The organism is Plasticicumulans sp., assembly GCF_035331805.1.
Taxonomy (GTDB): domain Bacteria; phylum Pseudomonadota; class Gammaproteobacteria; order Competibacterales; family Competibacteraceae; genus Plasticicumulans.
Genome location: NZ_DAOLKE010000001.1, coordinates 38,854 through 51,094, shown reverse-complemented (window position 1 = coordinate 51,094; position 12,241 = coordinate 38,854). Strand labels below are relative to the sequence as shown.

Below are 12,241 nucleotides of genomic sequence, written 5' to 3'. Positions count from 1 at the left end.
CCTCCGGCGGTCACTCGGATGGAAAGCAGGTTTCCGCAGCGGTTGCGTGGTTTACGCCGGCCACGGACGCCCGGTTGCGGCAGGCATTCAGCAGGTCATTGAAACGAAAGGGCAAGCCAGGCTTCTGCTGGCGCAGGATCATCTGGCACGATCCTTGAGCATGGTCTTTCCCCGATACAACGACAGGCCGACCACGGGGGGAAGATACATGGCCGAGATCGAAACCTTCTATGAGGTCATGCGGCGCCAGGGCATCACCCGGCGCAGCTTCCTCAAGTTCTGCAGCCTGACCGCCGCCGCGCTCGGCCTGAGTCCGGCCCGGGCGGCCGAGATCGCTGCGGCGATGGAGCAGAAGCCGCGCACGCCGGTGTTATGGCTGCACGGACTCGAATGCACCTGCTGCTCGGAAAGCTTCATCCGCGCCGGCCATCCGCTCGCCAAGGATGTCGTGCTGTCGATGCTGTCGCTCGATTACGACGACACGCTGATGGCCTCCGCCGGTCATCACGCCGAGGCGATCCTCGAAGAGGTGATGACGAAGTACAAGGGCAACTACATCCTCGCCGTCGAAGGCAATCCGTCGCTGAACATGGACGGCATGAGCTGCATCGTCGGCGGCAAGCCCTTCGTCGAGCAGCTGAAGCACGTCGCGAAGGACTGCAAGGCCATCATCGCCTGGGGCGCGTGCGCGTCCTGGGGCTGCGTGCAGGCGGCGCGGCCGAACCCGACGCAGGCCGTGCCGGTGCACAAGGTCATCACCGACAAGCCGATCATCAAGGTGCCGGGCTGCCCGCCGATCGCCGAGGTCATGACCGGCGTCATCACCTACATGCTGACCTTCGATCGCCTGCCCGAACTCGACCGCCAGGGCCGGCCGAAGATGTTTTACGGCCAGCGCATCCACGACAAGTGCTACCGCCGCCCGCACTTCGATGCCGGCCAGTTCGCCGAAGCCTTCGATGACGACGGCGCGCGCAAGGGCTACTGCCTCTACAAGCTCGGCTGCAAGGGCCCGACCACGTACAACGCCTGCTCGACCGTGCGCTGGAACGAAGGCACCTCGTTCCCGATCCAGTCCGGCCACGGCTGCATCGGCTGCTCCGAGGACGGCTTCTGGGACAAGGGCTCGTTCTATGACCGCCTGACCAACATCCAGCAGTTCGGCGTCGAACAGAACGCCGATCGTGTCGGTGCCACCGCCGCCGGCGTCGTCGGGGCCGCGGTCGCCGCGCACGCGGCGGTCAGCGCCGTGACCCGGGCGCGCGTCAAGCACGTGCAGACCGACGAGCGCAGGGAGGACCGCTGATCATGGCCGTCATCAATACCCCGAACGGTTTCCGGCTCGATGCCGCCGGCACGCGCGTCGTCGTCGATCCGGTGACGCGCATCGAAGGCCACATGCGCTGCGAGGTCAACCTCGACGCGAACAACGTCATCACCAATGCCGTGTCGACCGGCACGATGTGGCGCGGTCTGGAGGTCATCCTCAAGGGCCGCGATCCGCGCGATGCCTGGGCCTTCGTCGAGCGCATCTGCGGCGTCTGCACCGGCACGCACGCGCTGACCTCGGTGCGCGCGGTCGAGGATGCGCTCGGCATCCAGATCCCCGAGAACGCCAACTCGATCCGCAACCTCATGCAGCTGACGCTGCAGGCGCACGATCACCTCGTGCACTTCTATCACCTGCACGCGCTCGACTGGGTCAACCCGGTCAACGCGCTGAAGGCCGATCCGAAGGCGACCAGCGAGATCGCGCAGAAGATCTCCGCGTGGCCGCTGTCGAGTCCGGGCTACTTCCGCGACATCCAGACCCGGCTGAAGAAGTTCGTCGAGAGCGGCCAGCTCGGCCTGTTCAGGAACGGCTACTGGAGCAACCCGGCCTACCGGCTGCCGGCCGAGGTCGATCTGCTCGCGGTCGCCCATTACCTCGAAGCCCTCGATTTCCAGCGCGAGATCGTCAAGATCCACACGATCTACGGCGGCAAGAACCCGCATCCGAACTGGCTGGTCGGCGGCATGCCGTGCGCGATCAACGTGCACACGACCGGCGCGGTCGGCGCGATCAACATGGAGCGGCTGAACCACGTCAGCAGCATCATCGACCGCACGCGCGAGTTCATCGATCAGGTCTATCTGCCCGACCTGATGGCCATCGCCTCGTTCTACAAGGACTGGACGTACGGCGGCGGCCTGTCCTCGAAGGCCGTGATGTCCTACGGCGACATTCCGGAGCGGGCCAACGACTACGGGGCCGCGAACCTCAAGCTCCCGCACGGCGCGATCATCGGCGGCGACCTCAGGAACATCCAGAACGTCGACGTGCGCGACCCGGCCGAGGTGCAGGAGTTCGTCGATCACAGCTGGTATCGCTATCCCGAAGGCGCCGGCAAGGGCAGGCACCCCTGGGAGGGCGTCACCGAGCCGGACTTCACGCTCGGGCCGAACACCAAAGGCACGAAGACCCGCATCGAGGCCCTCGACGAAAGCGCCAAGTACTCGTGGATCAAGGCGCCGCGCTGGAAGGGCCACGCGGTCGAGGTCGGGCCGCTGGCGCGCTACATCATCGGCTACGCGCAGAACCGCCCCGAGTTCAGGGAGCCGGTCGACAAGGCACTCCGCGATCTCGGCCTGCCGCTCGAAGCCCTGTTCTCGACCGTCGGCCGCACGCTCGCCCGCGGCCTCGAAGCCTCGTGGGCGGCCGCCGAGATGCGCCACTTCCAGGACAAGCTGGTCGCGACCATCAAGGCCGGTGACGAATCGACCGCCAACGTCGAGAAGTGGGACCCGTCGACCTGGCCGAAGTCGGCGAAGGGCGTCGGTTTCACCGAAGCCCCGCGCGGCGCGCTCGGCCACTGGGTGCGCATCGAGGACGGGCGCATCGAAAGCTATCAGGCCGTCGTGCCGACCACCTGGAACGCCAGCCCGCGCGACGTGCAGGGCAACATCGGCGCCTACGAGGCCGCACTGCTGAACACGCCGGTGGCGCGTGCCGACGAGCCGGTCGAGATCCTGCGCACGCTGCACAGCTTCGATCCCTGTCTCGCCTGCTCGACGCACGTGATGGGACCGGACGGCGAGGAACTGAGCACGGTCCGGGTTCGCTAAAGTGAACCTGCCCCCGTTCCTTCCCGCCCGAATCCGGAGTCCCGAGGAGTCCCGATGAGTTCCGAAATGATGCGCAAGCTGTTCGTGCTGTGCCTGCTCGCGGCCGTGATCCCGGCCGCTCACGCCCATCCCTTCCACGCCGAGGCTTCCGGCTTCCCCGCCGGCCTCGCGCACCCGCTCGGCGGCCTCGATCACCTGCTGGCGATGCTCGCCGTCGGCCTGTGGTCGGCCTGGGCCGTGCCGCAGCAGAAGTTCGTGCTGCCGCTGGCGTTCCTGACGGCCATGGCCGGTGGGGCAACGCTGGCACTGAGCGGCCTGACGCTGCCCTTCGTCGAACCCGGCATCGGGGTTTCGGTGCTGGTGCTCGGCCTGCTGCTCGCCGGTCTCGTGCGTCTGCCGCTCGCCGCAGGTGCAGGGCTGGTTAGCGTGTTCGCGCTGTTCCACGGCGTTGCGCACGGTGCCGGACTGCCGGAGGCCGCCTCGCCGTATGGCTATGCCGCGGGCTTCCTGCTCGCCACCGGCCTGCTGCATCTGGCCGGCATCGCCATCGGCACGCGGCTCGCGCAGCAGCGCACCTGGTGGCTGCGCGCGATCGGCACGGCGATGGGCCTGAGCGGGCTCTGGCTGCTGGCCGGCGCCTGAGTGCAAGGCGTGCGCAGCCGCAACGGCGGGCTGCGCACGCGATCTTCCGGGGGGCAAACCGAAGATGAGCGAATCGATTGAAGTCATCCGTGCACCACAGGTGGTGTACGTCTACGAGGCCCCGGTGCGGCTCTGGCACTGGGTCAACGCGCTGGCGATCCTCGTGCTCGGCGTGACCGGCTACTTCATCGGCAGTCCGCTGCCGTCGCTGCCGGGCGAGGCCAGCCACAGCTTCCTGATGGGTTACCTCCGCTTTGCGCATTTCGCCGCCGGCTACGTGCTGGCGATCGGCTTTCTCGGGCGCATCTACTGGGCGATCGTCGGCAACCACCACGCGCATCAGCTGTTCGTGCTGCCGTTCTGGAACCTGCAGTGGTGGAAGGAAGTGATATGGGAGGCGCGCTGGTACGGCTTCCTGGAAAAAATCCCGAAGAAGTACGTCGGCCACAACCCGCTCGCGCAGCTCGCGATGTTCACGCTGTTCACGCTCGGCATCACGTTCATGATCTGCACCGGCTTTGCGCTCTATGCCGAAGGTGCGCAGCAGGGTTCGTGGGCCGATCACGTGTTCGGCTGGGTCATCCCGCTGTTCGGCCAGAGTCAGGACGTGCACACCTGGCATCACTTCGGCATGTGGGTGATCGTGATCTTCGTGATCCTGCACGTCTACGCGGCGATCCGCGAAGACATCATGTCGCGCCAGAGCATGGTCTCGACCATGGTCAGCGGCTACCGGATGTTCAAGGACGACCGTCCGGACTGAAAGCCCTCGATGAGACCCTGAGGTAACCACGACTCCCCCTCGGCTCCGGGTCCGCTTCGGACACGGACCGGAGCAGCCCTCGGCGCATCCGGATTTCCCGGATGCGCCGTTTTTTATGCGTGCAGGCCGCGGCAGCGCCAGTGGTGATGACGGTCGGACGAACGCACACGCAAACCGGACGATCTGCCCGACGCTGCCGTTGCGCTCAGGGCGTGACCGTGCGGGACACGCTCGTGGAAGCACGGTTCACGTCGATGGAAGCCGGGGTCAGGCTCTTACACCTGCGGGTCAGGCTCTTAAACTCGTGGGTCAGGCTCTTAAACCTGCGGGTCAGGCTCTTAAACTCGTGGGTCAAGCTCTTAAACTTGCGGGTCAAGCTCTTAAACCCGCGGGTCAGGCTCTTAAACTCGCGGGTCAAGCTCTTAAACTCGCGGGTCAGGCTCTTAAACCCGCGGGTCAAGCTCTTACACCTGCGGGTCAGGCTCTTTGATGTGCTGTTTGGTCTGATGAACCCGCGGGTCAGCGCTGCGTAGCCGGATGCAGGCTTTGCGCCCTGCCGGACAGTTCGCTTGCAGCGCATCCAGTCATCCGGAAGATGACTTTCCGGTGCGAACAGCGTCTGACCGCTGCTGCCGCACAGCAAGCCGCGTCCTGTCTGGCCGCCGCCGCCGCATGCAAGCTGGCACGACTCTTGGATAAGTGTCTGGTCAATCCCCCTCGTGATCGACGCGGAAACCAGCACTTATGGACACCTGTGACTCCGAAGCCCGCCGCGTGCTGATCCTCGGCATCGGCAACCTGCTGTGGGCCGATGAAGGCTTCGGCGTGCGCATGGTCGAGCGCCTCGCTGCCGGCTGGCGCTTCGGGCCGCAGGTCGAACTGCTCGATGGCGGCACACAGGGCTTGTATCTGGTGCATCACATCGCCGATGCCACGCATCTGCTGGTGTTCGATGCGATCGACTACGGCCTCGCGCCGGGCACGCTGAAGCTCGTGCGCAACAGCGACGTGCCGGCCTTCATGGGCGCGAAGAAGATGAGCCTGCACCAGACCGGCTTCCAGGACGTGCTCGCCGCCGCGCAGATGCTCGGTCACTACCCGCAGCGCCTGACGCTGATCGGCGTGCAGCCGGCCTGCCTCGAAGACTTCGGCGGCAGCCTGAGCCCGGTGGTCGAGGCGCGCGCGGCCGAGGCCCTGCAGCTCGGGCTGGCCGAACTCGCGCACTGGGGCGTGCACGCCGAGGCGCGTGCCACCGGCGAAGCGGCGCCGGCGCTGGTCGATGCCGCGCTGGCGCAGCACGCCTACGAGGCCGGCCGGCCGTCGGCGCAGCGCGCGTGCCGGCTTGGCGACGAGCGCTTCCTGCCGCAGACGCTCGCGGAAATCGAATAAGCATGTGCATCGGCATCCCCGCCCGCGTGCTCGCCGTCGACGGCCTGCGCGCCGAATGCCGCGCCTTCGACGGCGCGCTGCGCAGCGTCGATCTGTCGCTGCTCGGTGCGCAGCCGCCCGGCACCTGGCTGCTCGTGCACCTCGACACCGCCCGCGAAATCCTCGACCCCGAGCGCGCCGCAGCCATCGCCGCGGCGCTGCAGGCGCTCGCCGCCGTGCTCGCCGGCGACGCAGCGGCCGGCGGCTTCGGCGATCTCGAAACCCGCCCCCCGCAACTGCCGCCGCATCTGCGCGCGGCCGGAGAACCCTCCGCATGAACCATCCGCTGCTCGATCGCCTGCAGACGCAGCACGGTGTGCCGCTGCTCGAACTCGATGCCATCGCCGCCCACATCCAGGCCGCGGCCCCGAAGATCAGCGTGCTGTTCTGCACCGAGGATCCGCGCCGCTTCGACGAGACGCTCGACCTCGCCGTCGTGCTGCCGCAGCTGCTGAAATCCTTTCCGCAGCGCCTGAGTGCGGCCGTGATCGCGCGTTCGGCCGAAAAGGCCGTGCAGGCACGCTACGGCTTCCGCACCTGGCCGGCGCTGGTGTTCGTGTCGGCCGCGGGCTGGCACGGCACGATCGAAGGCATGCGCAACTGGGCGGATTTCGTGCGCGAGACCGCCGACATCCTCGATGCCGCGCCGCGCCGCGCCCCCGGCATCGGCGTGCCGGTCGCCGCCGCCGATGCTTCCGCCGCCTGCCACTGATCCCGGACCTCGCCCATGGACCCGCGTACCTACCTGCCGCTGCCGGTGACCGGCCCCGGTTCGCAGAGCGATCCGGATGGTTCGCCGGCGCTCGACTACCTGCCGATCCCGACGACGATGGACGGCTATCGCCGGCCCGATCTGCCGGAGCCGGAGACCGCCGCCGGCTGCGCGGCAGCACTCGCGCTGATGGATGCCGCGCTCGCGGCGCTCACCGGCCCGCTGCCGGTGGTGCTCGGCCTCGATCACCTCGATGCCACCGCGCGCAGCTTCCTCGGTCGCGCGCTCGGCGACGGCGAGGTCTCGCTGCGGCGCGAGGCGGACGGCGGGCGGTGTGCGGCGCGCGCGCAGGAGACCGCGCTCGCCGGCGTCTGGATCGTGCAGAGCCTGCCCGCCGACGGCGGCAGCGGCAGCGAGGCGCTGGAGATCGCCGCGGCGCCGTCGATCGCCTTCGGGGTCTGGAGCGGGGCCGGCGCGCAGCCGGCGCGGGTGGCGCCCGGTGCGGATGTCATGAACGCGCCGGCGGTGCTGACCGAACTCGAACACCGCCGGCAGCACTTCGATCCCGCCGCACCGGCGCACGTCACCAATCTGAGCCTGCTGCCGTTCACGCCGGCCGATCACGACTGGCTCGGTGCGAACCTCGGGCGCGGGCCGCTGACGGTGCTGTCGCGCGGCTACGGCAACTGCCGGCTCGCGGCCTGCGCGCTGCCGAATCTCTGGCGCGTGCAGTACTTCAACTCGATGGACACGCTGATCCTCGACACCGTCGAGCTGACCGCGCTGCCCGAGATCGTGTGCGCCGCGCCCGAGGATCTCGCCGACAGCCGCGAGCGCCTGGCCGAAATCCGGGCGCTGTACGCATGAGCCTGAACCCGGGTCCGGCCCCGCGCTTCGAGGGTTCCTACCTCGGCGACGACGCGCGTCTGCCCGATGATGCGCGGCTCGAATGCAAGATCTGCTGGTACGTGTACTCGCCGGCCGAAGGCGATGCCGTCTGGCAGATCGCGCCGGGCACGCCGTTTCGCGAGCTGCCGGCGCACTGGCGCTGTCCGGTCTGCGACGGCGCGCGCGAGCAGTTCATGATCGTCGACGCCCCGTGAATCCGGCCGTGCCGCCTTGTCCGCCCGATCCGTCGGCCGCCCTCGAAGCGGCGCTGACGGCCATCCTCGACGGCCCGATGCGCGATGTGCCGATCCTGAACCCGCAGCTGCCGGTCGCGGCGATCGGCCTGCGCCGGCTCGGTCCGGCCTGGTTCGGGGCGCTGCTGACGCCGTGGTTCGTGAACCTGGTGCTGGTGCCGGACGCCGCGCCGGCGGCCGCGCCGGGAACTGCGGCCGAGTTCGACCTGCCCTGCGGCACGCTCGGCTTCCTGCACGCGCGCTACGGCGAACTGCACGTGCTCTGCTGCTCGCTGCTGTCGCCGGTGCCGGCGGTCTATGACGAGGCCGGCGCCCGGCAGTTTGCCGCGGCAGCCCTCGACGCCGTGCTCACCCCGCCCGCGCCGCCGCCGCGGGCGGCGCTCAGCCGGCGCGAACTGCTGTGCGGCCGCGGGGCGCGTCCGCATGAGTGATCTCGAAGGCGGCATCGAGCTGATCCTCGCCGGTGACGACGACGGCCGTCATCGCCTGCTCGAACTGCACAACCGCCGGCCGCTGTCGGTGACGCGCCTGCTCACCGGCCTGGCCGCGGATGCCGCGCTCGCGCGCGTGCCGCTGCTGTGGTCGGTGTGCGCGAAGGCGCAGTCGGCCGCGGCCGACTGCGCCTTCGCGCACACCGACCACAGCAGCGGCACGCGCGCGAGCGCGGCATCCGCGGCCAGGCCGGTGAGCAGGCGCGTCACCGACAGCGGCCGGCGGTTGTGCAGTTCGAGCAGGCGATGACGGCCGTCGTCGTCACCGGCGAGGATCAGCTCGATGCCGCCTTCGAGATCACTCATGCGGACGCGCCCCGCGGCCGCACAGCAGTTCGCGCCGGCTGAGCGCCGCCCGCGGCGGCGGCGCGGGCGGGGTGAGCACGGCGTCGAGGGCTGCCGCGGCAAACTGCCGGGCGCCGGCCTCGTCATAGACCGCCGGCACCGGCGACAGCAGCGAGCAGCAGAGCACGTGCAGTTCGCCGTAGCGCGCGTGCAGGAAGCCGAGCGTGCCGCAGGGCAGGTCGAACTCGGCCGCAGTTCCCGGCGCGGCCGCCGGCGCGGCGTCCGGCACCAGCACCAGGTTCACGAACCACGGCGTCAGCAGCGCCCCGAACCAGGCCGGACCGAGCCGGCGCAGGCCGATCGCCGCGACCGGCAGCTGCGGGTTCAGGATCGGCACATCGCGCATCGGGCCGTCGAGGATGGCCGTCAGCGCCGCTTCGAGGGCGGCCGACGGATCGGGCGGACAAGGCGGCACGGCCGGATTCACGGGGCGTCGACGATCATGAACTGCTCGCGCGCGCCGTCGCAGACCGGACAGCGCCAGTGCGCCGGCAGCTCGCGAAACGGCGTGCCCGGCGCGATCTGCCAGACGGCATCGCCTTCGGCCGGCGAGTACACGTACCAGCAGATCTTGCATTCGAGCCGCGCATCATCGGGCAGACGCGCGTCGTCGCCGAGGTAGGAACCCTCGAAGCGCGGGGCCGGACCCGGGTTCAGGCTCATGCGTACAGCGCCCGGATTTCGGCCAGGCGCTCGCGGCTGTCGGCGAGATCCTCGGGCGCGGCGCACACGATCTCGGGCAGCGCGGTCAGCTCGACGGTGTCGAGGATCAGCGTGTCCATCGAGTTGAAGTACTGCACGCGCCAGAGATTCGGCAGCGCGCAGGCCGCGAGCCGGCAGTTGCCGTAGCCGCGCGACAGCACCGTCAGCGGCCCGCGCCCGAGGTTCGCACCGAGCCAGTCGTGATCGGCCGGCGTGAACGGCAGCAGGCTCAGATTGGTGACGTGCGCCGGTGCGGCGGGATCGAAGTGCTGCCGGCGGTGTTCGAGTTCGGTCAGCACCGCCGGCGCGTTCATGACATCCGCACCGGGCGCCACCCGCGCCGGCTGCGCGCCGGCCCCGCTCCAGACCCCGAAGGCGATCGACGGCGCCGCGGCGATCTCCAGCGCCTCGCTGCCGCTGCCGCCGTCGGCGGGCAGGCTCTGCACGATCCAGACGCCGGCGAGCGCGGTCTCCTGCGCGCGCGCCGCACACCGCCCGCCGTCCGCCTCGCGCCGCAGCGAGACCTCGCCGTCGCCGAGCGCGCGACCGAGGAAGCTGCGCGCGGTGGCATCGAGGTGATCGAGGCCGAGCACCACCGGCAGCGGGCCGGTGAGCGCCGCGAGCGCGGCATCCATCAGCGCGAGTGCTGCCGCGCAGCCGGCGGCGGTCTCCGGCTCCGGCAGATCGGGCCGGCGATAGCCGTCCATCGTCGTCGGGATCGGCAGGTAGTCGAGCGCCGGCGAACCATCCGGATCGCTCTGCGAACCGGGGCCGGTCACCGGCAGCGGCAGGTAGGTACGCGGGTCCATGGGCGAGGTCCGGGATCAGTGGCAGGCGGCGGAAGCATCGGCGGCGGCGACCGGCACGCCGATGCCGGGGGCGCGGCGCGGCGCGGCATCGAGGATGTCGGCGGTCTCGCGCACGAAATCCGCCCAGTTGCGCATGCCTTCGATCGTGCCGTGCCAGCCCGCGGCCGACACGAACACCAGCGCCGGCCAGGTGCGGAAGCCGTAGCGTGCCTGCACGGCCTTTTCGGCCGAACGCGCGATCACGGCCGCACTCAGGCGCTGCGGAAAGGATTTCAGCAGCTGCGGCAGCACGACGGCGAGGTCGAGCGTCTCGTCGAAGCGGCGCGGATCCTCGGTGCAGAACAGCACGCTGATCTTCGGGGCCGCGGCCTGGATGTGGGCGGCGATGGCATCGAGTTCGAGCAGCGGCACACCGTGCTGCGTCTGCAGGCGATCGAGCAGCGGATGGTTCATGCGGAGGGTTCTCCGGCCGCGCGCAGATGCGGCGGCAGTTGCGGGGGGCGGGTTTCGAGATCGCCGAAGCCGCCGGCCGCTGCGTCGCCGGCGAGCACGGCGGCGAGCGCCTGCAGCGCCGCGGCGATGGCTGCGGCGCGCTCGGGGTCGAGGATTTCGCGGGCGGTGTCGAGGTGCACGAGCAGCCAGGTGCCGGGCGGCTGCGCACCGAGCAGCGACAGATCGACGCTGCGCAGCGCGCCGTCGAAGGCGCGGCATTCGGCGCGCAGGCCGTCGACGGCGAGCACGCGGGCGGGGATGCCGATGCACATGCTTATTCGATTTCCGCGAGCGTCTGCGGCAGGAAGCGCTCGTCGCCAAGCCGGCACGCGCGCTGCGCCGACGGCCGGCCGGCCTCGTAGGCGTGCTGCGCCAGCGCGGCATCGACCAGCGCCGGCGCCGCTTCGCCGGTGGCACGCGCCTCGGCGTGCACGCCCCAGTGCGCGAGTTCGGCCAGCCCGAGCTGCAGGGCCTCGGCCGCGCGCGCCTCGACCACCGGGCTCAGGCTGCCGCCGAAGTCTTCGAGGCAGGCCGGCTGCACGCCGATCAGCGTCAGGCGCTGCGGGTAGTGACCGAGCATCTGCGCGGCGGCGAGCACGTCCTGGAAGCCGGTCTGGTGCAGGCTCATCTTCTTCGCGCCCATGAAGGCCGGCACGTCGCTGTTGCGCACGAGCTTCAGCGTGCCCGGCGCGAGGCCGTAGTCGATCGCATCGAACACCAGCAGATGCGTGGCATCGGCGATGTGATGCACCAGATACAAGCCCTGTGTGCCGCCATCGAGCAGTTCGACCTGCGGCCCGAAGCGCCAGCCGGCAGCGAGGCGCTCGACCATGCGCACGCCGAAGCCTTCATCGGCCCACAGCAGGTTGCCGATGCCGAGGATCAGCACGCGGCGGGCTTCGGAGTCACAGGTGTCCATAAGTGCTGGTTTCCGCGTCGATCACGAGGGGGATTGACCAGACACTTATCCAAGAGTCGTGCCAGCTTGCATGCGGCGGCGGCGGCCAGACAGGACGCGGCTTGCTGTGCGGCAGCAGCGGTCAGACGCTGTTCGCACCGGAAAGTCATCTTCCGGATGACTGGATGCGCTGCAAGCGAACTGTCCGGCAGGGCGCAAAGCCTGCATCCGGCTACGCAGCGCTGACCCGCGGGTTCATCAGACCAAACAGCACATCAAAGAGCCTGACCCGCAGGTGTAAGAGCTTGACCCGCGGGTTTAAGAGCCTGACCCGCGAGTTTAAGAGCTTGACCCGCGAGTTTAAGAGCCTGACCCGCGGGTTTAAGAGCTTGACCCGCAAGTTTAAGAGCTTGACCCACGAGTTTAAGAGCCTGACCCGCAGGTTTAAGAGCCTGACCCACGAGTTTAAGAGCCTGACCCGCAGGTGTAAGAGCCTGACCCCGGCTTCCATCGACGTGAACCGTGCTTCCACGAGCGTGTCCCGCACGGTCACGCCCTGAGCGCAACGGCAGCGTCGGGCAGATCGTCCGGTTTGCGTGTGCGTTCGTCCGACCGTCATCACCACTGGCGCTGCCGCGGCCTGCACGCATAAAAAACGGCGCATCCGGGAAATCCGGATGCGCCGAGGGCTGCTCCGGTCCGTGTCCGAAGC

Annotated in this window: 20 protein-coding genes; 12 read left to right on the top strand and 8 right to left on the bottom strand. The window is 69.4% G+C overall.

The window, feature by feature from the left end:
* Positions 1–10 precede the first annotated feature (10 nt).
* Positions 11–142 (bottom strand): hypothetical protein, encoded by a 132-nt coding sequence (locus PKE44_RS00145; RefSeq protein ID WP_324547662.1) that lies wholly within the window; start codon positions 140–142, stop codon positions 11–13.
* 66 nt (positions 143–208) lie between these two features.
* Here PKE44_RS00145 and PKE44_RS00150 point away from each other — a divergent pair, with 66 nt between their 5' ends.
* The 4 genes from PKE44_RS00150 (at position 209) to cybH (ending at position 4,510) form a co-directional block, all read left to right on the top strand.
* Entirely contained in the window at positions 209–1,306 is a 1,098-nt protein-coding gene (locus PKE44_RS00150; protein ID WP_324547663.1) for a hydrogenase small subunit, read from the top strand.
* A 2-nt stretch (positions 1,307–1,308) separates the two neighbouring features.
* Positions 1,309–3,105 carry a nickel-dependent hydrogenase large subunit gene (locus PKE44_RS00155; RefSeq protein ID WP_324547664.1) on the top strand — a complete coding sequence of 599 codons (1,797 nt, stop codon included), beginning with the start codon at positions 1,309–1,311 and terminating at the stop codon, positions 3,103–3,105.
* Positions 3,106–3,159: 54 nt separating this feature from the next.
* Positions 3,160–3,747, top strand: a complete 588-nt coding sequence (locus PKE44_RS00160) for a HupE/UreJ family protein (protein WP_324547665.1) — start codon at positions 3,160–3,162, stop codon at positions 3,745–3,747.
* Between the two features lie 64 nt (positions 3,748–3,811).
* Entirely contained in the window at positions 3,812–4,510 is a 699-nt protein-coding gene (gene cybH / locus PKE44_RS00165) for a Ni/Fe-hydrogenase, b-type cytochrome subunit (RefSeq protein ID WP_324547666.1), read from the top strand.
* 205 nt (positions 4,511–4,715) lie between these two features.
* Here cybH and PKE44_RS00170 read toward each other — a convergent pair whose 3' ends face one another.
* Positions 4,716–4,970, bottom strand: coding sequence for a hypothetical protein (locus tag PKE44_RS00170; RefSeq protein ID WP_324547667.1), 255 nt, complete (start codon positions 4,968–4,970; stop codon positions 4,716–4,718).
* Positions 4,971–5,254: 284 nt separating this feature from the next.
* Between PKE44_RS00170 and PKE44_RS00175 the strand changes: the two genes are divergently transcribed.
* Genes PKE44_RS00175 through PKE44_RS19435 form a run of 7 tightly spaced genes read left to right on the top strand, consistent with a single transcriptional unit; the run spans position 5,255 to position 8,533 of the window.
* Entirely contained in the window at positions 5,255–5,899 is a 645-nt protein-coding gene (locus PKE44_RS00175) for a HyaD/HybD family hydrogenase maturation endopeptidase (RefSeq protein WP_324547668.1), read from the top strand.
* Between the two features lie 2 nt (positions 5,900–5,901).
* Complete coding sequence (locus PKE44_RS00180; RefSeq protein ID WP_324547669.1) at positions 5,902–6,216, top strand: HypC/HybG/HupF family hydrogenase formation chaperone; 315 nt, start codon at positions 5,902–5,904, stop codon at positions 6,214–6,216.
* Positions 6,213–6,650: a hydrogenase gene (locus PKE44_RS00185; protein ID WP_324547670.1), complete on the top strand. Its 438-nt coding sequence runs from the start codon at positions 6,213–6,215 to the stop codon at positions 6,648–6,650. The genes PKE44_RS00180 and PKE44_RS00185 overlap by 4 nt, the downstream gene beginning before the upstream one ends.
* A 15-nt stretch (positions 6,651–6,665) precedes the next feature.
* Positions 6,666–7,517 carry a hydrogenase expression/formation protein gene (locus tag PKE44_RS00190; protein WP_324547671.1) on the top strand — a complete coding sequence of 284 codons (852 nt, stop codon included), beginning with the start codon at positions 6,666–6,668 and terminating at the stop codon, positions 7,515–7,517.
* Entirely contained in the window at positions 7,514–7,753 is a 240-nt protein-coding gene (locus PKE44_RS00195) for a rubredoxin (protein WP_324547672.1), read from the top strand. The genes PKE44_RS00190 and PKE44_RS00195 overlap by 4 nt, the downstream gene beginning before the upstream one ends.
* Positions 7,750–8,223, top strand: coding sequence for a [NiFe]-hydrogenase assembly chaperone HybE (gene hybE, locus PKE44_RS00200; RefSeq protein WP_324547673.1), 474 nt, complete (start codon positions 7,750–7,752; stop codon positions 8,221–8,223). Before PKE44_RS00195 ends, hybE (PKE44_RS00200) begins: the two co-directional genes overlap by 4 nt.
* Positions 8,216–8,533, top strand: coding sequence for a hypothetical protein (locus tag PKE44_RS19435; protein WP_324547674.1), 318 nt, complete (start codon positions 8,216–8,218; stop codon positions 8,531–8,533). The genes hybE (PKE44_RS00200) and PKE44_RS19435 overlap by 8 nt, the downstream gene beginning before the upstream one ends.
* Positions 8,534–8,581: 48 nt before the next feature.
* Here PKE44_RS19435 and hybE (PKE44_RS00210) read toward each other — a convergent pair whose 3' ends face one another.
* From hybE (PKE44_RS00210) to PKE44_RS00235, 6 genes are read right to left on the bottom strand one after another with little or no spacing between them, the layout of a single operon-like run.
* Positions 8,582–9,055 (bottom strand): [NiFe]-hydrogenase assembly chaperone HybE, encoded by a 474-nt coding sequence (gene hybE, locus PKE44_RS00210; RefSeq protein ID WP_324547673.1) that lies wholly within the window; start codon positions 9,053–9,055, stop codon positions 8,582–8,584.
* A complete protein-coding gene (locus PKE44_RS00215; protein WP_324547672.1) occupies positions 9,052–9,291 on the bottom strand; it encodes a rubredoxin in 240 nt (79 codons plus the stop codon). The genes hybE (PKE44_RS00210) and PKE44_RS00215 overlap by 4 nt, the downstream gene beginning before the upstream one ends.
* Positions 9,288–10,139 (bottom strand): hydrogenase expression/formation protein, encoded by an 852-nt coding sequence (locus PKE44_RS00220; RefSeq protein ID WP_324547671.1) that lies wholly within the window; start codon positions 10,137–10,139, stop codon positions 9,288–9,290. Before PKE44_RS00220 ends, PKE44_RS00215 begins: the two co-directional genes overlap by 4 nt.
* A 15-nt stretch (positions 10,140–10,154) precedes the next feature.
* Complete coding sequence (locus PKE44_RS00225; RefSeq protein ID WP_324547670.1) at positions 10,155–10,592, bottom strand: hydrogenase; 438 nt, start codon at positions 10,590–10,592, stop codon at positions 10,155–10,157.
* The gene (locus PKE44_RS00230) at positions 10,589–10,903 is read right to left on the bottom strand and encodes a HypC/HybG/HupF family hydrogenase formation chaperone (RefSeq protein WP_324547669.1); all 315 of its coding nucleotides are present in this window, start codon (positions 10,901–10,903) and stop codon (positions 10,589–10,591) included. The genes PKE44_RS00225 and PKE44_RS00230 overlap by 4 nt, the downstream gene beginning before the upstream one ends.
* Before the next feature lie 2 nt (positions 10,904–10,905).
* Positions 10,906–11,550: a HyaD/HybD family hydrogenase maturation endopeptidase gene (locus tag PKE44_RS00235; RefSeq protein ID WP_324547668.1), complete on the bottom strand. Its 645-nt coding sequence runs from the start codon at positions 11,548–11,550 to the stop codon at positions 10,906–10,908.
* Between the two features lie 284 nt (positions 11,551–11,834).
* Between PKE44_RS00235 and PKE44_RS00240 the strand changes: the two genes are divergently transcribed.
* Positions 11,835–12,089 (top strand): hypothetical protein, encoded by a 255-nt coding sequence (locus tag PKE44_RS00240; RefSeq protein ID WP_324547667.1) that lies wholly within the window; start codon positions 11,835–11,837, stop codon positions 12,087–12,089.
* Positions 12,090–12,241: the final 152 nt, after the last annotated feature.

What these genes read in the sequence shown, in the direction of transcription:
- PKE44_RS00145 (WP_324547662.1), bottom strand. Translation starts at nt 142, where the DNA reads ATGATCCTGCGCCAGCAGAAGCCTGGCTTGCCCTTTCGTTTCAATGAC.
- PKE44_RS00150 (WP_324547663.1), top strand. Translation starts at nt 209, where the DNA reads ATGGCCGAGATCGAAACCTTCTATGAGGTCATGCGGCGCCAGGGCATC.
- PKE44_RS00155 (WP_324547664.1), top strand. Translation starts at nt 1,309, where the DNA reads ATGGCCGTCATCAATACCCCGAACGGTTTCCGGCTCGATGCCGCCGGC.
- PKE44_RS00160 (WP_324547665.1), top strand. Translation starts at nt 3,160, where the DNA reads ATGAGTTCCGAAATGATGCGCAAGCTGTTCGTGCTGTGCCTGCTCGCG.
- cybH (WP_324547666.1), top strand. Translation starts at nt 3,812, where the DNA reads ATGAGCGAATCGATTGAAGTCATCCGTGCACCACAGGTGGTGTACGTC.
- PKE44_RS00175 (WP_324547668.1), top strand. Translation starts at nt 5,255, where the DNA reads ATGGACACCTGTGACTCCGAAGCCCGCCGCGTGCTGATCCTCGGCATC.
- PKE44_RS00180 (WP_324547669.1), top strand. Translation starts at nt 5,902, where the DNA reads ATGTGCATCGGCATCCCCGCCCGCGTGCTCGCCGTCGACGGCCTGCGC.
- PKE44_RS00185 (WP_324547670.1), top strand. Translation starts at nt 6,213, where the DNA reads ATGAACCATCCGCTGCTCGATCGCCTGCAGACGCAGCACGGTGTGCCG.
- PKE44_RS00190 (WP_324547671.1), top strand. Translation starts at nt 6,666, where the DNA reads ATGGACCCGCGTACCTACCTGCCGCTGCCGGTGACCGGCCCCGGTTCG.
- PKE44_RS00195 (WP_324547672.1), top strand. Translation starts at nt 7,514, where the DNA reads ATGAGCCTGAACCCGGGTCCGGCCCCGCGCTTCGAGGGTTCCTACCTC.
- PKE44_RS19435 (WP_324547674.1), top strand. Translation starts at nt 8,216, where the DNA reads ATGAGTGATCTCGAAGGCGGCATCGAGCTGATCCTCGCCGGTGACGAC.
- PKE44_RS00215 (WP_324547672.1), bottom strand. Translation starts at nt 9,291, where the DNA reads ATGAGCCTGAACCCGGGTCCGGCCCCGCGCTTCGAGGGTTCCTACCTC.
- PKE44_RS00220 (WP_324547671.1), bottom strand. Translation starts at nt 10,139, where the DNA reads ATGGACCCGCGTACCTACCTGCCGCTGCCGGTGACCGGCCCCGGTTCG.
- PKE44_RS00225 (WP_324547670.1), bottom strand. Translation starts at nt 10,592, where the DNA reads ATGAACCATCCGCTGCTCGATCGCCTGCAGACGCAGCACGGTGTGCCG.
- PKE44_RS00230 (WP_324547669.1), bottom strand. Translation starts at nt 10,903, where the DNA reads ATGTGCATCGGCATCCCCGCCCGCGTGCTCGCCGTCGACGGCCTGCGC.
- PKE44_RS00235 (WP_324547668.1), bottom strand. Translation starts at nt 11,550, where the DNA reads ATGGACACCTGTGACTCCGAAGCCCGCCGCGTGCTGATCCTCGGCATC.